We start from the raw sequence: 18032 nt of genomic DNA, 5'->3' as shown, positions 1-18032 counted from the left end.
TTCCTTTCGTGGCGCGGTGGCGGAGCATTCGGGGGCTTGGGGCATCTACATGGGCAGGCACAATCGCAGGGCGTCGTAGATGGCCGCGTGGATGTTCCGGCTGGCCACCGCATCCCCGACGCGGTAGAGCGCGAAGCGGCCCTCGGGGTTTTTCCCCGCCGGCTGCGGCGTCCCGGCCAGCAGCGCCGGGTAGTCGATTTCCCCGGCGTTGGTCGAATCGGGCAGCAGCTCGAAGTACAGCTCGGTGTTGGGCAGGGTGCCGTGCTCGGTGACCACCAGGTCCACGGTGCGGGTGGTTTCGAGGCCCGAGTATTCGCTGTAGAGCACCGCGGTGAATTTTCCGTCCGGTTCGCGCTCCACCGAGCGCAGCCGGTGCGCCAGGGTGGTGGTGACCCCATGTTCGGAGAAGGCCCGCAGGTAGGCCGGGGAGTTCATGGCCCCGACATCGGGGGCGAGCATGCGTTCGGGGGTGACTATTTCCACCTTCGCGCCGGCGGCCGCGAGTTTCTCCGCGGCGTCCATGCCCGGTTCCGCCCCGTTGTCGTCATAAACCAGCACGGTATCGGGGGCGGAAGGCAAGTGCCCGAGCACGTCCCAGCAATCGGCGGTGAGGTCCCCGCCGCGGGCGAGGAAGTCGTGGTTGGGCATCCCGCCGGTGGCCACCAGGACCACGTCCGGGTTTTCGGCCAGCACGGTGTCGGCCTCGGCGTAGACCCCGTAGCGGATTTCGACCCCGGCAAGCAGCGCCTCGGAGACCCGCCAGTCGATGATGCCCAACAGGTCCCGCCGCCGGGGCGTGGAGGCGGCGATCCGCACCTGTCCGCCGGGAGCGTCGGCGGCCTCGAGCACCACGACCCGGTGCCCGCGTTCGCCCAGTACGCGGGCGCATTCCAGGCCGGCCGGTCCGGCGCCGATGACCACTGCCACCTTCGACGGTGCGGCGGCCGGCGGGACGGCGTGCGGCAGCTGCAGTTCGCGCCCCGTGGCGGGGTTGTGGATGCATTTGGCATCCCCGGAGGCGTAGATGGAATCCAGGCAGTAGTTCGCCCCCACGCAGGGCCGGATCCGTTCCTCGGCCCCGGCTGCCAGCTTGGCGACCAGGTGCGGGTCGGCGATCTGGGCCCGGGTCATCCCGACCAGGTCCAGCAGCCCGTGGGACACGGCATGGCGGGCGGTGGCGATGTCGGCGATCTTCGAGGCGTGCATGACCGGGATCCCGGCCTCTGCCCTGATGTCCGCGGCGAAGTCCAGGAACGGGGCCGAGGGCGCACCCATCGAGGGGATCACCTTGGCCAGTGCGGCGTCGGATTCGATGGACCCCTTGATCACCGACAGGAAGTCGATGCCGGCCTCGACGTAGCGGTGCAGTGCGGCCATGGCCTCGGTGCGCCCCAGCCCGTGCTCCTTGTCCTCGTCCATGGACATGCGGATGCCCACGATGAACTCCGGGCCCACGGCCTCGCGCACCGAATTGACCACCAGCAGCGGGAAAGCGAGGCGGTTTTCGAAGCTGCCGCCCCAGGCGTCGGTGCGGTCGTTGGTGGCCGGGGACAGGAAGGCGTCCATGAAGTGCCCGTAGGACTGGATCTCGATCCCGTCCATGCCGGCGTCGCGGCAGCGCACCGCGGCGGCGGCGTAGTCGGCGGCGATCCGGTGCAGGTCCCATTCCTCGGCGACCTTGGGGAAGGCCCGGTGGGCCGGCTCGCGCATGGCCGAGGGGTACGGGACCGGGAGCCATTCCCCGGCGTAGTTGCTGGTGCGCCGGCCCAGGTGGGTGATCTGGCACATCACCGCGGCCCCCGCCTCGTGGATCTCGGCGGTGAGCTTGCGCAGCCAGGCGGAGATCTCGTCGCGGTGCAGCTGGAGGTTCCCGAAGGAGGGCGGGCTGTCGGGGGAAACCACCGCGGATCCGCCGATCATCAGCAGTGCCGCGCCCCCCTTGGCGCGCTCCACGTGGTAGGCCCGGTAGCGGTCGGTGGGCATCGAGTTTTCCGCGTAGGCCGGTTCGTGCGAGGTGCTCACGATCCGGTTGCGCAGCACCAGGTGCCGAAGCGCAAACGGCTCGAGCAGCGGGTCCACCAGTTTCATGCGCCAGGCCCTTTCATTCACCGGGTGCCCCGGTCCCGGGGACCCGTTGCCTCAAGTGTGACCCGGGCCACTGCTGAAGACCAGCAAACGAAATCGGACAATAACGTGTAATCTTCGTGCATGATCGATCCGAGGCTCCACGTGCTGCGCATGCTTGCCGCCCACGGGACCGTCACCGCCACCGCCCGGGCCCTGCACTACACGCCCTCGGCCGTTTCCCACCAGCTGCGCACGCTGGCCGAGGACCTTGACGTGGTGCTGCTGGTCCCCCAGGGTCGCGGGGTCCGGCTGACCCCGGCGGCGCGCATCCTGCTCAGCCACGTCGATTCGCTGTTCTCCAGCTGGGAACACATCCGCGGGCTGTTGGCCGCCGAATCCGGCAGCTACGCGGGGTCGCTGCGGATCTGCGGATTCTCCACCGCGGCGGCGGCCCTGCTGCCGGCGGTGGTCACGGCGTTGCGGGCCAGCCGCCCGGCGATGGAGGTGCGGATCATCGAGGCCGACCCGGCCGAATGCCTTGAGCTGCTGCTGGCCGACGACGCCGACCTGGCGGTGATCGTCTCCACCGAGGCCACCCCGACGACCGCGGACAGCCGCTTCGAGACGCAATTCCTGCTCGATGACCCGCTGGAACTGCTGGTCCCCGTGGGCCACCCGCTGGCCTCGCGGACCGAGGTGGGATTGGCGGAAACCGCGGACCAGCAGTGGATCGTGGACCGGGAAGGCCGTCCGCACCGGCAATTGGTGTTCAACTCCTGCGCCGAGGCGGGGTTCACCCCGATGGTGGCCCACGAGGCGGCCGAATGGGACACCGGCGCGGCACTCGTCGCGGCGGGCTTCGGGGTGTGCCTGGTCCCGCGGCTGGCCAGGATTCCGGCCGGCTATCCGATCGTGAGGGTTCCGCTGCGCGGGGATCCGGCCCCCTCGCGGCATATCCGCACCGTGGTGCGCCGGGGCAGCGGCTCCCAGCCGGTGCTGGCCGAGGCCCTGGCGGTGCTCACCCGCACCGCGGCCGCGGCCCCCGGCCTGGCCAGGTAACCCCCCGCCGGACGTGGGCGCTGCCGGGGCCCCGGTGGGTTGGCCCCGCCCGATGCGCACGAATGGTTCCAGCCGGCCGAAGGCTATCGGGCCGCGTCAGGGTCCCCCGGTGCGTTCTTGCGGTGTTCCTTGACCAGGTCCTTGATGCGCAGCAAGCGCAGTGCCGTGACCAGCAGAAGGCCTCCGAGCATGTTGAACAGCAGGGTGTAGCCGAACCAGCCCAACCAGTCGAGGTAACCCACCTGGACCCCGGCGTGGATCGCCCCGAAAATCAGCAACGAATCGAGGATCGAATGAAACAGCTGCAGCCCCGCCAGCAGAAACCCGCCGACCACCGCCGCCGCCATCTTCGCCACGTCCGAGTCCGTCCCGTGCTGCATGCGGGTCATCAAGGTGATGGTGCTGCCTCCCAGGACCGCCAGACAGAGGGACTGCCAGCTGAATCCGGCTTCGACGAAATGCCGGGCAGCGGCCTCCAATTCGGGCTTCCACTGCGGAAATCCCTGCACGACGATCCACATGAAGGCCCAGCCGCCGACGAGGTTCATCACCAGCGTTGCGCCCCACAGCTTCAAGAGTTGACCGATGCCGGCCTCCTTCGCGGCCACCGCGGCGATGGGTATGAGAAAACCCTCGGTGAATAGCTCGCTCTTGGCCAGCAGCAAGGCAATGAGGCCGATGCCGAACGCCAGGCCCGCCAACAGGTGGTCCTGCGTCTGGTGCATGACCGCCAGGTAGGCCATCACGCCCACGCCCACTTCCAGCCCCCCGAAGGTTCCGGTGACCAGCATGGTTGTCCAGTTGCGCGCCAGGCGCTGCGCGCCTTCCTCCACGATGCGGTCGAAGGACTCCTCGATTTCCTCCTCCACCGGGGCATCGTTGTCGCCCAACTGCCGTCGGCGCTCGGTGTTGCTCATTCGGGCCCGCCTGCATCAGGGCACGTGGCGTGGCGGGGCGCAGGCCGGGCAGGTTCCGGCTCCCCGCGCTGGCCGACCGGGGTTACCCCGCGGGTCCGTCCGCCGAGCATGATCCCGGCCCGGAGCTTGCCGGCTCCGGATGATTCCGGCGCGCATCCGGGGATGGCCGGGCGGGCCCATCCCGGGGACGATTCGGCGTCGGCGCGGACTTCGGCAGCTCGGGTAATCTCCATGGGATCGTTCCTTTCGCGGAAGGGAAAAGACGGTGCATTCCCATTCTGCACCCGCGTCCGTGCCGCAGGACAGATCCGGGAGTGTCGGTCCCCGGCCGGGAGCGGTTCTGCGGGCAACTCTGCGGGCCCGTTTTTGTGCTGCCTGAAATCAGTGTCTTCGGCCATTGCCTGGCATAGCTGCGCTTGCGCAAACCGACCAGGATCCGCCACGGCCTCCGGATTTTCCCCAGCCTGCCGCCGGGCCCGCCCGATCGTGAACGACCGCCGGCAAATCGGGCGACCGGGCGACCGCTGCCGAGGCACCGGGCCAGGCAAGAATCTCGGCTTTCCTGCTGGTTGGCGACGCCCCTCCATGCCGGTGGACGGCTTCGAATGGAACCATCCGCCTCCTGGCAGGGAAGCTACTCCGCCGCGTGGTCGTGTTGCATGTGGGCCCGTTCCCCGCCGTGGTCGAAGATCGTCAGGATCTCCACCGCTCCCTCGTGCGCCCCGATGCGGTGCGGGACCATGGTGGAGAACTCGGCGGCCTGCCCCTCGGAGACCAATATGGTGCGCTCCCCAAGCACCAGTGATACGGTGCCGGACAGCACGGTGAACCATTCGCGGCCCGGATGCACGCTCAGCCCGGTGTCCTTCATGGACCGTTCTTGGGTGATGCGCATCTTCGCCACGGTGGTCCCGTTGGCCGAGTGCTCGCGCGAGAGCAGCCAGGTGGTGAGCCCCGGCTGGTGCTCGGGCTCGGGGCGGATCACCACGTCCTCGTCGCTGGTCGGCTCGACCAGCTGGTCAAGGGTGGTGCCCAGTGCCTTGGCCAGTGGAACGAGTTGGTCAAGCGCGATCCTGCGGTGTCCGGTCTCGATGCGGCTGAGCGTGGAGGGGCTCAGGAAGCACCGGGCCGCCAGTGAATCCAGCGACCAGCCCTTGGCCAGCCGCAGTCCCTTGAGCCGTTGGCGGATCACGATGTCCATGGAAAGTTCTTCTTGCGTCATACGCAAGAGTGTATGCCAATCGCGCATACGGTGGTTAGGCTGGAACCATGACGACACAGCACTCCCCGGAACACGGCCACCACACCCACGGCGGCAACCACGGCAACCACCACGAACACCGGCAATCGGACGAGCAGGGCATGGCCGAAATGCTCGACCTGGATGCCCGGTTGATCAAGGACCACCTGCAGGAAATCTTCGCCTGGACCGCCGGGCACCAGCCACGCCCGCGCACCATCCTGGACCTGGGGGCCGGCACCGGAACCGGAACGCTCGGGTTGGCGCGCACGTTCCCCGAGGCCGGGGTCCTGGCCCTGGACCAGTCCGAGTTCATGCTCGGTCGCCTGTCGGGGACGGTGAAGGAGCATGGGCTGGAAGAACGGGTCTCGACCCTGCAGGTGGACCTTGACGCGTCGTGGCCGGAGCTGACGGACATCGATCTGGTGTGGGCAGCATCCTCCATGCACCACATGAGCGACCCGGCCAACGTATTCGAGCGGATCACCGGCACGCTGTCGGCCGACGGGCTGCTGGTGGTCGCGGAGATGGACGCGTTCCCCCGCTACCTGCCTCAGGACCTGGGGTTCGGCGCCCCGGGACTGGAGGAACGCTGCCACGCGGCAGTGGGCAGCGCCAACTGGAACGCCCACCCGGACTGGGCCGGCCCGATCCGGGAGGCCGGGATGGAGGTCATCGACCAACGAACCTTTGGCTACGCGATCGAACAGGACCAGGAGCTGGTGGCGCGCGCCGCCCACCGGTGGCTGTCGCGGATGCGCGATTCCCTCGTGGACGAATTGGCGGCGGCGGACCTTGAGGCCCTGGAAGTGCTGCTGGATGACCGGGACCCGCGCTCGGTGCTCGAGCGCACCGACCTGTCCATGCGCGGCAGCCGCACGGTGTGGGCGGCCCGGATCGCCCGGTAGGAACGACCCGCAGGGCTCCCGGCCTCGTTACTCACCCGGGGGCCCGATCGGTTCAGCTCCAGCGATTGAGGACAGTCAGGACCGGAAGTCGACGTCCCGCGTCGAGACAACGGCGGCGGTGCGGTTGGGTGCTCCCTGGAACTGCCAATAGAGATTGATGTGGGAGATCGCCACTTCCGGTGCCGGGGCGCCCCATTCGGTCATGTCGCTGGTGGTGTGGGCATCCGAAACCAGGGTGACATCGTAGCCGCGGGTGAAGGCGCCATGGGCGGTGGAACGGATGCAGGCATCCGACTGGGCACCGGAAACCACCAACTTCCCGACCCCGGCATCGGCCAGCACCGCTTCCAAGTCCGTTGCTTCGAACGCGTCGCCGTAGATTTTCTGGATGACGGTTTCACCGGCCTCCGGGGTGAGCTCTGGAACGATTTCCCAGCCCTGGCTTCCGATTTCCATTTCCTCGTCCGAGTGCTGGACCCAGACCACCGGGATGTTCGCGGTGCGGGCCTTGCCCACCAGCGCATTGATGTTGCCGATGGTTTCCTGGCGCAGATAGGCATCTGCCACGACATTGTTCTGGACATCGATCACCATCAGGGCGGTGCGATCTCGATCCGAAAATGTGCCCATGGTCGTCTCCCCTCTTTAAGGATGTGCTGGAGCTTTTCCACGAACCAACCTACGCCGAAGCACCCACGTTTTGGAATGGCCGGCGCGGACCTGCGGGACAGCTTGCCGGGCAGCTGCCAAGCCCTGTGGATTTGCCCGGGAAGCTACCGCGCCTCGACAAGGAAGACCGCGAACGTTCCTTTTTCAAGCGCCTCGAAGTCGTGGGCCTGGTCGCCGGGGCAGCCCATGCATTCCCCCGGCCCGAGCTCCGTGGCGTTGCAGGCGACGGCCACAGGTCCGGTGTTTCCTGCGACGAGCAGCTGCGCCAGCGCTTCGATGGTGGCAGCGTGGGACACGTAGGGCTCCGAGGAGCTTTCGCCGTGGCCGGGCAGCTCTGGCACCAGGACCCGGTGCCGGGTTTCCAGGCTCCGGCGCAGCGATGTCCACATCCACCCGGCGACTCCCCCTCCATGGAGCAGCAGCATCGGCTTGCCCGTTGCGGGACCAAAACCCTTGGTGATCATCCGCGCAACCCTGATCGCCAAGGTTCCGAGGAATCCGTGCTCAGGCCTTGTGTGCCAGCTCCGCGATGGCACCGAAACTGGCCTGCAGGATCTGCTCGACCACCGCTGGCGGGTACCCCAGCAGTCCCAGGACCTCCTTGTAGCGGGCGATGTTCCCGCTCTTCCACTGCTCGGCCACCTCGGCCGGGGTGAGTTCCGGTTTCCAGCGGCCAACCGTGGCGAGGGCCTCTTCGGGGCTGGTGGTTCCGGCAACCAGCCCGTCGAGCAGCTTCTGGAAATCCGGGACGCGCTTGCGGCGGGCCTCGATTCCAGCGGTGTACACGCTGATCAACGACACCAGCAGCCCCACCACGCCGACGAGGAATCCTGCCATCTCGAGGAATTCAGCCTGCGCGTCGTGCTCCGCCCCACCTCCGTGATTCCTGTCGAACGGTGCCGCGGCGGCCGCGAATGGCCCGGCCACCGCGGCGAGATCCGGCGTTAGCCCATCCTCGAACACGCCCATGTCTTTTCCCCGTCTCCCGAAGCATCCGATGTGCAGCCACCTGGCGCGGAGTCTAGCAACGAATCCGGTCCCGGGACATGGCAACGCAAACGGCCCGTGGGTGGAACACCGTCGCGCGGTATCCCGCCCACGGGCGGCCATTGGTCGTTTGCTATCCGGTCAGCAGGGTTTCCAGCTCTTGCCGCCGGGTGCGTAGCAACGCGGCCCGGTGTAGCCGGCGGATCCGCCGCTCTTGGGCTTGGCCTTCTTCAACGGAGCCCGATAGACCGGCTTTTTCTTGGCAGCGGCCTTGCGCTGGGCCGCTTTCTGGGCCGCAGCACGTGCTTCGGCCTGACGCTGCAATGTTGCCTTCTTTTGTGCAGCCACCTTCTTGGCCTTTGCCTCGGCGGCCTTTTTCTGCGCCGCAGCCTTAGCGGCAGCCTCGGACTTGGCTTTCGCCTCTGCAGCCTTCTTCGCTTTAGCGGCCTTCTCTGCCTGCGCCAGGGCAGTTTTCTTTCCGGCCAGCTTCTTTTCAATGCCCCTGGCACGGTTCATTGCGGTGTCCAGCACCGGCAGGTAGGCGGACTTTCGGGCCGTCCAGATCGCCGAGTTGACCGCATCCCCCGAGGTATCCAGCGCCTTTAGTGTCGCGCTCTTGGCCTTGCCGGCTAGGATGGCCGCGGTGGCGATTCCGAGGGCGGTGCCCAAGCCGGCCGAATCCGCCGGGACCGCGTCATCGAGTGCGTCGAGCCCTGCCACGGCTTCCTCGACCATGGCCGGGACGGTGCAAGCGACCTCTGCCCCGTAGAGCCCCTTGCTTTGCTCCTGTGCCCGCTGCTCTGCGGCCAGCACCTCCGGGTAGAAACGCTCGTTGGGCGCAAATAGCACCGCGACGCCGAGCCCGGCTGCTGCGATGTCCGCGTTGACCAGGCTCCCGTCCTTATACACCCCTGCCAGCGTGCGCCCGTAGGTATCCAGCCTGGTCACGTCGTAGGCCAGCTCGATCTCGTCCCCCGGGGCCAGCAGCGACTCGGTGAAATCAGTGGCCTCGGTTCCCAGGCACTCCACCGGCTTGTCCGGGTGCTTGGTTTCTGGCGTGTCGATGTTCAGCAGCCTCACCGTGGTCTCGCTGCCCGAGACGTCGGCCACGATGGTGTCTCCATCGATGACCCGGATGACGGTGGCTTGCCCCGCGGGTGCGTCCGCCTTCGGCGCAGGCGCCTGGGTGCAGCCCGAGGCGACAAAGCCCAACGCCACCACCCCTGCGATGAGCCGCGCGGGCCCGATGCCGCGGTTCACGGCCTTCTTATTTCCCCCGAACATTGTCGTTCTCCTGACATTGCTTGTAGCTGCGAGTAATCAAACCTTCAGCCTAGTCCCAGTCAACTCCCTGCAAGGCACACCGGCGCGGCCATCGACGAACGGGGACGAACCATGGCAAGGAATTCGGACTTGGTCGTCGCAACCACCCACCAGCACCGGCGCACCTGCCAGTATCGTACTCCCACCGGTACCGGCAGCGGCACGGCCAGATTTCGGCCGGGAGCTGGCAGAACACACCGGGTTGACCCCGGTGCCGTGACCGGGTTGATCGACCGCCTGGTGGCGTCCGGATGCGTGCGCAGGTAACCGCCGCCATCGTGGACCGGGTCACCCGGATCACCGAAACCCCAGTTGACCAGACCCGTCACCTCTCCAAGGGCCAGTAGTCTGGAACCATGACTTCTTCACCCGACGCCCCCAAGAAAAGCCCCCGTGCCCGCATCGCGACAGCCCTGATCAGCGGTGCGGCCAGCGGGGCCTTGACCCTCATCGACCCGGCCCGCTTCAAGCCCTGCACCCGCAGGAGCCTGGTCGCCGGGTCCGGGGCCGCCTACGCGGCAGTGGCATGGGTCGGCAGCTCGGGCAACGAGGAATACAAGCCCGGGAACGTGCTGCGCGGATCCCTCGCCCTGGGCCTGGGCGCACTGGGGGCCATCGCCACGCACTACAGCTTCGCCCTGGACGGCAAGATCCACCAGTCCCTGCTGCGCCGCGGCATCGGCAATCCGCGCCCCCTCATGGCCGTGGGCTCCGGCATCCTCACCGCGGCCCTGGTGCTGATGGAATCGCCGGCGCAGGAAGCCGAGCCGGTCGGCTACGACCACGACGCCGGGCCCGCGGAACGAGAGATCAGCGTGGAGCTTCGCGATCTGGTCGCAGGCATGCTCAACGCCACCGAGGATTTCGGCGCCCCGCAGCTGCGCGAACAGCTGGCCGTCGCGAAGGAACAGTACTGGGTCGGCCCCGATGAGTTCAGCTGTTCCCTCAGCTTTGTGGTGCCGGTGGACGCGGCGCGCACCGTGCCGCGCAATTTCACCTTCCCGGTCCACGCCGACTTCACCACCCCCGACGGGCACCCGATGCGCGTGAGCCTGCAGGTCCATGACGGCGTGCTCGACACCCTGCTCATCGATGTGCCGCACGAGCAGCTGGGCACGGCCAACACCGACGACGATGATCCCTTCGAATCGGTCACCGGCTGGCCGCTGGCATCCGAGGTCGTGTACACCCCCGAGGCCTAACGACAAGCGCCATGCCCGGGCGTACCGTGGTTCCATGACCCGCTTCGTGATCGACCCTCCCGCGCTTCTGGCCATCGTGCGGGCGGACACCACGGTGCACCCGGACCACCGGCTTGTCGCACCCCACGCCATCCGCACCGCCGCCCTCGAATTGCTGTTGGCCCAGGTGGGTGCGGGAACGCTGGGCGAAGCCGAGGCGCTGTCCCTGCACGAGGCCATGACCGCGGTGAAGATCCGCACCCTGGGCGACCGGGTCTCGCGGGGCACCGCCTGGAAGCTGGCACGGACGCACGGCTGGGAATCACTCGGGGATGCCGAGTACCTCGCCGTCGGCGTGCTCCAGGCCGACGCCTTGGTGGCGCTGGACCCGCGACTCGCCGCGCAGGCAATAGGCATCTTGCCGTTGGCTCCGCTTCCCGCGCTCTTCTCCGGCTGAACTGCTCCACGCACGGAGCACAGGCACGATTCACGGATGGATTGCAGCAAACTCCCAACCCCGGCAGCTTTTCCCTGCACCCCAATGGCGGATCGCGCCAGACGCTGCTGATCCGCGATTGGGTGCACGCGAATTTCACCGGGGCCCACCAGGTGGGCCCCGGCGTAGCGGCGGAAGTTCCTACAGGCCCCGGCCGCTGGGCGAGACGAGGATCTTCACGGCCGTCTCGTTGTGGTTGATCAGCGTGTCGAAGCCCTCATCGATCAGGTTCTCCAGGGCGATCTTCCCGGTGATGAACGGCTTGAGGTCGATCTTGCCGCTGCCGACCAGCTCGATGACCTCGGCGTGGTCGCGCACATAGGCGATGGTGCCGCGCACGTCGATTTCCTTGAGCACGATCTTCTGCATGTCCACCGTTGCCGGGTGGCCCCAGATGGAGACGTTGACCAGCACGCCGGTGGGCTTGAGCGCATCGAGCAGCGTGTCGAGCACCGCGTTGACCCCGGCGCATTCGAAGGCCACGTCGGCCCCGAGGCCGTTGGTGATTTCCAGGACCCGGGCCTTGACGTCCTCGGTGCTGGGATCCAGCACGTGGTCGGCGACCCCGCTGTCGCGGGCCTTGTCCTTGCGCGCGGCCGAGAGCTCGCTGACGATCACCGTTACTCCCATGCCCTTGAGCACCGCTGCGGTGAGCAGGCCGATGGGCCCGGCGCCGCCCACGAGCGCGACCTGGCCCTGGTGTACACCGCTGCGCACCACCGCGTGGTGCCCCACCGACAGGGGCTCGATCAGCGCCGCCTCGTCCAGCGGGATGTCCCCGATGGGGTGGACCCAGCGCGCGTCGACGACGATCTTCTCGCCCAGTCCCCCGCCGCCGCCGGCCAGCCCGATGAAGCCCATCTTCAGGCATAGGTGGTAGTTCCCCGCCTGGCAGGAGGCACACTGCCCGCAGGTGAAGTACGGCTCGACCACGACGTTTTGGCCAACGGCCAGGTCCATGACGCCCTCGCCCACCGCCGTGATGGTTCCGGAGAATTCGTGCCCCAGGGTCACCGGGGCCTCCTCGTGGGTCAACGGGTGCGGGTGGCCCGGGGACGGGATGAAGATCGGGCCCTCGAGGTACTCGTGCAGGTCGGTCCCGCAGATGCCGCACCAGGCGACGTCGATGGCCACCGCCCCGGGGCGCAGCTCGGGCTCGGGGATCTCTTCGATGCGGATGTCTTTTTGTGCGTAGAAGCGTGCAGCCTTCACGGCGGATCCTTTCTCGAACGACCGGACGCGGGGACACGCGCCCGTACGGGTACCATGCGGGCAAAATGGATTGTCCGTGCATGGAATCCGTTCATTCTCGACGCTACAGCCGAGCCGCGGCCGGTGGCTAGTGCCATGCCGACGGCTTTGGGCCCCGAGGCCCTATTTGCGCCCGGTGAAGTGCTCCATGGACTTGTAGACCCCGAACACGCGCCCCGCGACGACGTCCCAGGCCGCAAGCGGCAGCACCCCGCGCAGCGCGGTGCTCAGTTTCACGGTCCAGGGCATCATCAGCACCGGCTGGCCGTCCTTCATGGCCCGCCAGACCCGCTCGGTCACCGGCCCCGGTTCCAGCAGCGGGGTCAGCAGCGGCCCGCGGGCGCCGGCGAACATGCCGGTCTTGATGTAGGAGGGGCAGAAGGTGGTCACCTGGATGTGCGTGTGCCCGGCCTGTGCCAGTTCCAGGCGCAATGAATCGGACCAGCCGATGACCGCCCACTTGGAGGAGGAGTAGACGCTCATCCTCGGGTTGGCCAGCAGCCCGGCCGCCGAGGCGACGTTCACGATCCGGCTGGTGCGTCCGCGGGAAATCATGGAGGGCAGGAATTCGCGGGTGATGTGCATCAGCGCCAGGGTGTTGATGTTCATGGTCGCGGCGATGTCGGAGCGCTGGTCGTGTTCCCAGAAGTACTTGCCGCGCACGATGCCGGCATTGTTGATGAGGATGTCCGGTGCCCCGATGCCGGTTCGCACCGCCTCGGCGGCTTCCTCGATGGACTCAAGCCTGGACACGTCCACCACCATCGTGTGGATCCGGCTGCCACCTGTGCGCAGCTCGACGGCGGTGCGTTCGAGCTCCGCCGCGTTGATGTCCCAGAGGATCACGTGGCTGGCCCGGTCGCGCACGGCAAGCTGGGCATACATCTTGCCCATGCCCATGGCCGCCCCGGTGATGAGCACGGTCGATCCGGCCAGTGTGTCGATGGTGGGGCTCATGGCTTCTCCTTGGTTGGTGCTGCGATCTTGGCTGCGGGGATGAGTTTTCCGGGGTTCATGATGCCGCTCGGATCCAGGGTTTCCTTGATGCCGGCCAGCACCGCGATGCCCAGGGCACCGATTTCCGCTTCCATGTAGGGTGCGTGGTCGGTGCCCACCGCGTGGTGGTGGGTGATGGTGGCCCCGGCCGCGACGATGGCCTCGGAGGCGGCCTTTTTCACACGGGCGTTTTGCGCCGGCCCGTCCTGCTCCAGCCCGGCCAGGAACGTAAAGTAGAGCGAGGCTCCGTCCGGGTAGACGTGGGAGATGTGGGCCTGCACGTAGCCGGTTCCCCCGCCTTCGGCCAGGGCGTCGAGGATGGCGCCGCGCACCGCGGCGTAGGTGGCTTCGAGCCTGGTCCAGGTCGCGGCGGTTTCCAGGGTCTCGACCAGCACGCCGCGGGTCAGCAGTTCGTCGCGCAGGTAGGGGCCGGAAAAGCGCCCGCGCTCCCAGGCCCGTGCCGGCATGGGTCCGACATGGATCCCTCCGGCGGCGCGCAGGATCCGTGCGCTGCGCCGCTTGCGGGCGGCGGTTTCACGTTTCGATCCTTCCCAGACGAACAGGGCAAGCGCGGGCGTGTGCTGGCCGCGCAGCGCCAGGTACCTGGCCATGGCGGCGGTCTTGGGGCCGCCGAGCTTGAAGGTGGCGGCCGTCTGGTCGGTGTCGCTGAGCCTGCAAACATGGGGCATGTCTCCGCGGACGCCCTCGTGGCGCAGCCGGCGCAGGGCGGCGGCCCCGGCGGCGAAGGATTCGAAGGACCAGGCGCCGTGGCTCCTGGCTTCGGGCAGCGGCTGGACCAGCATCGTGGCGGAGGTGATGACCCCGAGGGTGCCCTCGGATCCCACGACGGCATCCAGGAGCTTCGGGCCGGCGGCGGTCCCGGGTGCCGGGGATCCGACGTCCAGGGGCCCGGCGGGGGTTTCCAGGTGGACGGCCTTGACCAGGTCGTCTGAGCGGCCGTAGCCGGTGGAGGCCTGGCCGGCCGAGCGCGTGGCGACGTAGCCGCCGAGGCTTGCCTCCTGGTGGCTTTGCGGGAAGTGCCCGAGGGTGAATCCCAGTGGTTCCAGGGCCGACTCGATGGCGGGGCCGCGGATCCCTGCCTCGAAGGTGGCCGTGCGCGAGAGCGCATCGAGGTGCAGCAGCCTGTCCATGCGCCGCATGTCGAGCGTGACGACCCCGGAGAAGGGGCCGCGCAGCGGTTCGACTCCCCCGACGACCGAGGTTCCCCCGCCGAAGGCGACCACGGCCAGGCGCCTACGAACGCACAACTCCAGGACCCGGCGCACCTCCTCGGCGCTGCCGGGGAAGAGCACCGCATCGGGTGCCTGCAGCGCGTCGCCGCCGCGGATGCGCAGCAGGTCGGCGGTGCTCTTGCCGCCGGCGTGGAGGATGCGTTCGGTGCGTTCACTCGAGACGTGTTGGGCCCCGCAGATCCCGCGCAGTTCCCCCAGCACCTCCTCGCCCAGGGCGGAAGGGTCCAGTGCGATGTCCTCGAAGTCGACCGGCGGATGCGTGGCCTTCACGTGCTGAAGCCCGAGGGTGGCGCGCAGGTATTCGAGGCCGCCCGCGCACAGCGGCTTGGCCCGGGCCGGGTCTCCCCAGCCGTACCAAACCGAGCGGGGAATCGTCACTGTGCTCTGCGTCACCATGCGATACAGTGTGACACATGACGTCACAACGTACCAGCAGCCCCGGCGACGAGGGCCTCCTGCTGGCCACGCGCGCCTCGGTGGTCCGCCACGGGGTGCGCCGCACCACCGCGAACGACATTGCCGAACGGGCGGGGGTCTCCCGCATGACGTTCTACCGCCGGATGGGCTCGGTGGAAAACGCCGTGCTCGCCACCCTGACCCGCGAATTCCGCACCGCCGCCGCCGATGTCCGCGCCGCCTTCCCCGCCGGCACAGGGCGCGAACAGCTGGTGCACTTCAGTATCCAGGCCGTGCGGGTCTTTGCCACCTCGGAGCTCCTGGAATCGATTGCCGAGCGCGACCCCGAGTTCCTCATCCCCTACGTCACCGACAGGTTCGGTGCCAGCCAGCAGCTGATCCTGGCCCAGCTCGAATCGCTGATCGCCGCGGGGCTGGAGGATCGCAGCATCGAGGCGGGCGAGGCCACCGCCACCACGCTGCTGCTGGCCCTGCAGGGCGTGGCGCTCTCGGCGCGGCTGCTGCGCAAGAGCGGCACCTTCGAAGCAGCGCTCGCGGAGCTCGAGAAGATGCTCGTGCGCCACCTCACCCCCGGCGGGGAAGGCGCCCCCGGGGCAGGATCATGAGTGTCCGCCGGCCGACCTGGATCAACGACGCCACCCGGGCCCGCTCACTGGAGCACCTGGCCGGGCAGGAAGTGGACGTGGCGGTCATCGGCGGCGGGATCACCGGGGCCGGAGTGGCCCTGGATGCGGCCAGCCGCGGGCTGTCCGTGGCACTGCTCGAATCGAACGACTTCGGCTCCGGCACCAGCGGCTACAGCTCCAAGCTCATCCACGGCGGGCTGCGCTACCTGGCCCGCGGAGACTTCCCCGTCGCCTGGGAATCGGCGGTGGAGCGGCGCTGGCTGATGCAGGACATCGCCCCGCACCTGATCCGCCCGCTGGGCTTCATCATCCCCGACACCACCGGTGCCCGGCGTGCCCAGACCGCCGCGGCGGGGGCCGGCGTGCTGCTCTACGATGCGCTGCGCCGCGCCTCGGGCCTGAAATCCTCGATCCTGCCGCGCCCCCAGCTGCTCTCGAGGCAGGCCGTTGCCGCCATGGCACCGGCCCTGGACACGCCGGGGCTGCGCCGCGGGCTGCTCTACTGGGACGGGCAGGTGATCGACGATGCGCGGCTGGTGCTGGCCGTGGTGCGCACCGCCGCCGGGCTCGGCGCCCACGTGCTGCGCGACGTCAAGGCCACCTCGATCACCGCCACTTCCGTGGACGCCATCGACACCCGGACCGGCGAGACCCTGGGCCTCCGGGCCCGGAGCGTCATCAATGCCGCCGGCGTCTGGGCGGCGGATTTCGATCCCGCCCTGGAGCTGGTCCCGAGCCGCGGCACCCACCTGGTGGTGCGCGCCGCGCGCCTGGGCAACCCGCATGCCGCCCACACCGTGGCGGTCCCGGGGCACTTCGGCCGGTACGTGTTCGTACTGCCCCAGCCCACCGGCGTGGTGTACATCGGGCTGACCGACCAGGAGGACCGCGAGGCCGACGGCCACCGCCCCGCCGTGCCGCGGCACGACATCGATTTCCTGCTCGGTGTCGTCAACCGGGTGCTCGATCCCCCGCTGGCCCGGGCGGACGTCGTCGGCGCCTTTGCCGGCCTGCGGCCGCTGGTGCGCTCAGCGCATGCCAACGGGCCGGACGGCACCTCGGACATCTCCCGCCGGCACCTGGTGAAGGATGTTCCCGGGGAACCGATCACCGTGGTGGGAGGGAAACTGACCACCTACCGGGCCATGGCGCAGGACGCGGTGGACGCCGCCGCGGCGCGGCTCGGCATGGACATCCCGAGCCGGACCAAGCGGCTTCCGCTGGTCGGCGCCGCAAACCGCACCGCACTGGCAGCCCTTCAGGCACCGGCACGGCTGGTGGCCAAGTACGGCACCGAGGCCACGGAGGTTAACAAACTCGCCGGCGAGCACCGGTTGTTGGCCGAACCGCTCTTCAAGGGGACCGGGATCACCGGCGCGGAACTGCTCTTCGCCATCCGCGCCGAGGGGGCAACGAACGTCGAAGACCTGCTGGAGCGCCGCACCCGGCTGTCCCTGGTGCCAGCGGACGCGGCCAGGGCCGGCGGCCGCGCCGCGCAAATCCTGGCAATGGCCGCCGAAACCCCACCCGCGGAAGGACCGGGCGCATGAAGGCTCCCTCGCCGGGCCCCGCCCTGCTGCTGGTCAATCCGGCCTCGGGACGCGGACGCGGCCTGAAACACCTTGAACAAACGGCCGCCGCCCTGCACGCCGCGGGATACACCCCCGTCGTTCACATCACCGACAGCCTGCAGGAGGCCACCGACCGGGCGCGCGCCGCCGCGGCCGGAACACTGGTGGCGATGCTGGGCGGGGACGGGTTCCTGGGAGCCGCGGCGGCCGGGGCCAGGGACTCGGGTGCCATCTTGCTCCCGTTGGCCGGCGGCCGGGGAAACGACACGATCCGCCGCCTCGGGCTGGGCCTTGACCCGGCCAAGACCGTGCGGGACCTGCCGCATCTGGTGGTGCGGGAGCTGGACCTGGGGCTGGTCAACGGCCGCGCCTACCTCGGGGTCGCGAATGTCGGCTTCGACGCGCTGGCCAACGAATACGGCAACAGCGCCCGGATCAACCTCGGACCCTTCGTCTACCTCTACGGCGGGCTCAAGGCGTTCCTCCAATGGCGCAACGTCACCTTCACGCTGACCGTGGACGGGGTCCAAAGCACCTTTCCGGGCTGGTTCGTCGCCGTGGGAAACGTCGGCCAATACGGCGGAGGACTGCACATCTGCCCGCAGGCCAAGGTCGACGACGGCCTGCTTGACGTCGTGTCCCTTGGCAAGGCCACGATCCTTGGCGTGGCCCTGACCTTCCTGCGTTCCTACCGCGGCACGCACCTGCGCCAGGAGAATGTCTCGTTCACGCGCGGCCGGGAGATCACCATCAGCGCCGGCAAGCCGTTGAACATCTATGCCGACGGGGAATACCTCGGCCCGCTGCCGGCAACGATCCAGGTCGCACCGGCCGCGGTCAGGGTCCTGGTGCCCGCGGATTCCCCGGTCTTCACCTGAACCGACGCGCCCCACGCGATGCGTGTCGCGGATTCCCGGCCGCGGCCGGCCAGGGGGCCTTGGGCGGCCGCGGCCGCTTCGGGATGCCGGGCCACCTGCCACTATCCAAATCCACGGGCCATGCCCGATAATCAAGGAGTTGCATGCCTTGGGTGGGACGTGCGGCGCCGGGAGCGGGCAGGTGCCCAACCCT

At 68.8% G+C, this 18032-nt stretch carries 18 protein-coding genes; 7 read left to right on the top strand and 11 right to left on the bottom strand.

Going from position 1 to position 18032, the window contains the following annotated elements:
* Positions 1-45: 45 nt before the first annotated feature.
* A complete protein-coding gene (locus DQ353_RS06975) occupies positions 46-2088 on the bottom strand; it encodes an oxidoreductase (protein WP_113762065.1) in 2043 nt (680 codons plus the stop codon).
* A gap of 120 nt (positions 2089-2208) precedes the next feature.
* On the opposite strand from DQ353_RS06975, the gene DQ353_RS06970 reads away from it, so the two are divergent.
* Entirely contained in the window at positions 2209-3126 is a 918-nt protein-coding gene (locus DQ353_RS06970) for a LysR family transcriptional regulator (RefSeq protein ID WP_113762064.1), read from the top strand.
* A gap of 83 nt (positions 3127-3209) precedes the next feature.
* On the opposite strand, the gene DQ353_RS06965 is transcribed toward DQ353_RS06970, so the two are convergent.
* From DQ353_RS06965 to DQ353_RS06955, 3 genes are all read right to left on the bottom strand, one after another.
* The gene (locus DQ353_RS06965; RefSeq protein WP_113762063.1) at positions 3210-4043 is read right to left on the bottom strand and encodes a formate/nitrite transporter family protein; all 834 of its coding nucleotides are present in this window, start codon (positions 4041-4043) and stop codon (positions 3210-3212) included.
* Entirely contained in the window at positions 4040-4276 is a 237-nt protein-coding gene (locus DQ353_RS06960; RefSeq protein WP_113762062.1) for a hypothetical protein, read from the bottom strand. The genes DQ353_RS06965 and DQ353_RS06960 overlap by 4 nt, the downstream gene beginning before the upstream one ends.
* Before the next feature lie 401 nt (positions 4277-4677).
* Positions 4678-5265, bottom strand: a complete 588-nt coding sequence (locus DQ353_RS06955; protein ID WP_113762061.1) for a helix-turn-helix domain-containing protein — start codon at positions 5263-5265, stop codon at positions 4678-4680.
* Positions 5266-5312: 47 nt separating this feature from the next.
* Between DQ353_RS06955 and DQ353_RS06950 the strand changes: the two genes are divergently transcribed.
* Positions 5313-6191 carry a methyltransferase domain-containing protein gene (locus tag DQ353_RS06950; RefSeq protein ID WP_113762060.1) on the top strand — a complete coding sequence of 293 codons (879 nt, stop codon included), beginning with the start codon at positions 5313-5315 and terminating at the stop codon, positions 6189-6191.
* Positions 6192-6266: 75 nt separating this feature from the next.
* On the opposite strand, the gene DQ353_RS06945 is transcribed toward DQ353_RS06950, so the two are convergent.
* The 4 genes from DQ353_RS06945 to DQ353_RS06930 form a co-directional block, all read right to left on the bottom strand.
* Positions 6267-6821, bottom strand: a complete 555-nt coding sequence (locus tag DQ353_RS06945) for a cysteine hydrolase family protein (RefSeq protein WP_113762059.1) — start codon at positions 6819-6821, stop codon at positions 6267-6269.
* A gap of 143 nt (positions 6822-6964) precedes the next feature.
* Positions 6965-7324 (bottom strand): alpha/beta fold hydrolase, encoded by a 360-nt coding sequence (locus DQ353_RS06940; RefSeq protein WP_113762058.1) that lies wholly within the window; start codon positions 7322-7324, stop codon positions 6965-6967.
* Positions 7325-7364: 40 nt separating this feature from the next.
* Complete coding sequence (locus DQ353_RS06935; protein ID WP_113762057.1) at positions 7365-7829, bottom strand: hypothetical protein; 465 nt, start codon at positions 7827-7829, stop codon at positions 7365-7367.
* Between the two features lie 159 nt (positions 7830-7988).
* Positions 7989-9131 carry a thermonuclease family protein gene (locus tag DQ353_RS06930; RefSeq protein ID WP_113762056.1) on the bottom strand — a complete coding sequence of 381 codons (1143 nt, stop codon included), beginning with the start codon at positions 9129-9131 and terminating at the stop codon, positions 7989-7991.
* Positions 9132-9526: 395 nt separating this feature from the next.
* Between DQ353_RS06930 and DQ353_RS06925 the strand changes: the two genes are divergently transcribed.
* Together DQ353_RS06925 and DQ353_RS06920 are read left to right on the top strand one after the other, a co-directional pair.
* A complete protein-coding gene (locus DQ353_RS06925) occupies positions 9527-10372 on the top strand; it encodes a hypothetical protein (RefSeq protein WP_113762055.1) in 846 nt (281 codons plus the stop codon).
* Positions 10373-10406: 34 nt separating this feature from the next.
* Positions 10407-10808 (top strand): hypothetical protein, encoded by a 402-nt coding sequence (locus DQ353_RS06920; RefSeq protein WP_113762054.1) that lies wholly within the window; start codon positions 10407-10409, stop codon positions 10806-10808.
* 180 nt (positions 10809-10988) lie between these two features.
* Here DQ353_RS06920 and DQ353_RS06915 read toward each other — a convergent pair whose 3' ends face one another.
* The 3 genes from DQ353_RS06915 to DQ353_RS06905 all read right to left on the bottom strand — a co-directional run bounded on the left by DQ353_RS06915 (position 10989) and on the right by DQ353_RS06905 (position 14743).
* Complete coding sequence (locus tag DQ353_RS06915; protein ID WP_113762053.1) at positions 10989-12059, bottom strand: 2,3-butanediol dehydrogenase; 1071 nt, start codon at positions 12057-12059, stop codon at positions 10989-10991.
* Positions 12060-12221: 162 nt separating this feature from the next.
* Positions 12222-13055 (bottom strand): SDR family oxidoreductase, encoded by an 834-nt coding sequence (locus DQ353_RS06910; RefSeq protein ID WP_113762052.1) that lies wholly within the window; start codon positions 13053-13055, stop codon positions 12222-12224.
* Positions 13052-14743, bottom strand: coding sequence for an FAD-binding oxidoreductase (locus DQ353_RS06905; RefSeq protein ID WP_113762051.1), 1692 nt, complete (start codon positions 14741-14743; stop codon positions 13052-13054). Before DQ353_RS06905 ends, DQ353_RS06910 begins: the two co-directional genes overlap by 4 nt.
* Positions 14744-14760: 17 nt before the next feature.
* Between DQ353_RS06905 and DQ353_RS06900 the strand changes: the two genes are divergently transcribed.
* Genes DQ353_RS06900 through DQ353_RS06890 form a run of 3 tightly spaced genes read left to right on the top strand, consistent with a single transcriptional unit; the run spans position 14761 to position 17839 of the window.
* A complete protein-coding gene (locus DQ353_RS06900; RefSeq protein WP_113762050.1) occupies positions 14761-15369 on the top strand; it encodes a TetR/AcrR family transcriptional regulator in 609 nt (202 codons plus the stop codon).
* A complete protein-coding gene (locus tag DQ353_RS06895; protein ID WP_113762049.1) occupies positions 15366-16940 on the top strand; it encodes a glycerol-3-phosphate dehydrogenase/oxidase in 1575 nt (524 codons plus the stop codon). Before DQ353_RS06900 ends, DQ353_RS06895 begins: the two co-directional genes overlap by 4 nt.
* Complete coding sequence (locus DQ353_RS06890; protein ID WP_113762048.1) at positions 16937-17839, top strand: diacylglycerol/lipid kinase family protein; 903 nt, start codon at positions 16937-16939, stop codon at positions 17837-17839. Before DQ353_RS06895 ends, DQ353_RS06890 begins: the two co-directional genes overlap by 4 nt.
* Positions 17840-18032: the final 193 nt, after the last annotated feature.

The sequence above is a fragment of the Arthrobacter sp. AQ5-05 genome, from assembly GCF_003287975.1.
GTDB lineage: Bacteria > Actinomycetota > Actinomycetes > Actinomycetales > Micrococcaceae > Paeniglutamicibacter.
The sequence above is the reverse complement of the archived record's forward strand: the minus strand, read 5'-3'. Positions and strand labels throughout refer to the sequence as shown.

Excerpts from the sequence above, each read along its gene's own strand:
- DQ353_RS06945 (WP_113762059.1), bottom strand. The coding sequence starts at position 6,821 with ATGGGCACATTTTCGGATCGAGATCGCACCGCCCTGATGGTGATCGAT.
- DQ353_RS06910 (WP_113762052.1), bottom strand. The coding sequence starts at position 13,055 with ATGAGCCCCACCATCGACACACTGGCCGGATCGACCGTGCTCATCACC.
- DQ353_RS06955 (WP_113762061.1), bottom strand. The coding sequence starts at position 5,265 with ATGACGCAAGAAGAACTTTCCATGGACATCGTGATCCGCCAACGGCTC.
- DQ353_RS06900 (WP_113762050.1), top strand. The coding sequence starts at position 14,761 with ATGACGTCACAACGTACCAGCAGCCCCGGCGACGAGGGCCTCCTGCTG.
- DQ353_RS06930 (WP_113762056.1), bottom strand. The coding sequence starts at position 9,131 with ATGTTCGGGGGAAATAAGAAGGCCGTGAACCGCGGCATCGGGCCCGCG.
- DQ353_RS06895 (WP_113762049.1), top strand. The coding sequence starts at position 15,366 with ATGAGTGTCCGCCGGCCGACCTGGATCAACGACGCCACCCGGGCCCGC.
- DQ353_RS06890 (WP_113762048.1), top strand. The coding sequence starts at position 16,937 with ATGAAGGCTCCCTCGCCGGGCCCCGCCCTGCTGCTGGTCAATCCGGCC.
- DQ353_RS06950 (WP_113762060.1), top strand. The coding sequence starts at position 5,313 with ATGACGACACAGCACTCCCCGGAACACGGCCACCACACCCACGGCGGC.
- DQ353_RS06920 (WP_113762054.1), top strand. The coding sequence starts at position 10,407 with ATGACCCGCTTCGTGATCGACCCTCCCGCGCTTCTGGCCATCGTGCGG.
- DQ353_RS06905 (WP_113762051.1), bottom strand. The coding sequence starts at position 14,743 with ATGGTGACGCAGAGCACAGTGACGATTCCCCGCTCGGTTTGGTACGGC.
- DQ353_RS06960 (WP_113762062.1), bottom strand. The coding sequence starts at position 4,276 with ATGGAGATTACCCGAGCTGCCGAAGTCCGCGCCGACGCCGAATCGTCC.
- DQ353_RS06970 (WP_113762064.1), top strand. The coding sequence starts at position 2,209 with ATGATCGATCCGAGGCTCCACGTGCTGCGCATGCTTGCCGCCCACGGG.
- DQ353_RS06940 (WP_113762058.1), bottom strand. The coding sequence starts at position 7,324 with ATGATCACCAAGGGTTTTGGTCCCGCAACGGGCAAGCCGATGCTGCTG.
- DQ353_RS06965 (WP_113762063.1), bottom strand. The coding sequence starts at position 4,043 with ATGAGCAACACCGAGCGCCGACGGCAGTTGGGCGACAACGATGCCCCG.
- DQ353_RS06975 (WP_113762065.1), bottom strand. The coding sequence starts at position 2,088 with ATGAAACTGGTGGACCCGCTGCTCGAGCCGTTTGCGCTTCGGCACCTG.
- DQ353_RS06925 (WP_113762055.1), top strand. The coding sequence starts at position 9,527 with ATGACTTCTTCACCCGACGCCCCCAAGAAAAGCCCCCGTGCCCGCATC.
- DQ353_RS06935 (WP_113762057.1), bottom strand. The coding sequence starts at position 7,829 with ATGGGCGTGTTCGAGGATGGGCTAACGCCGGATCTCGCCGCGGTGGCC.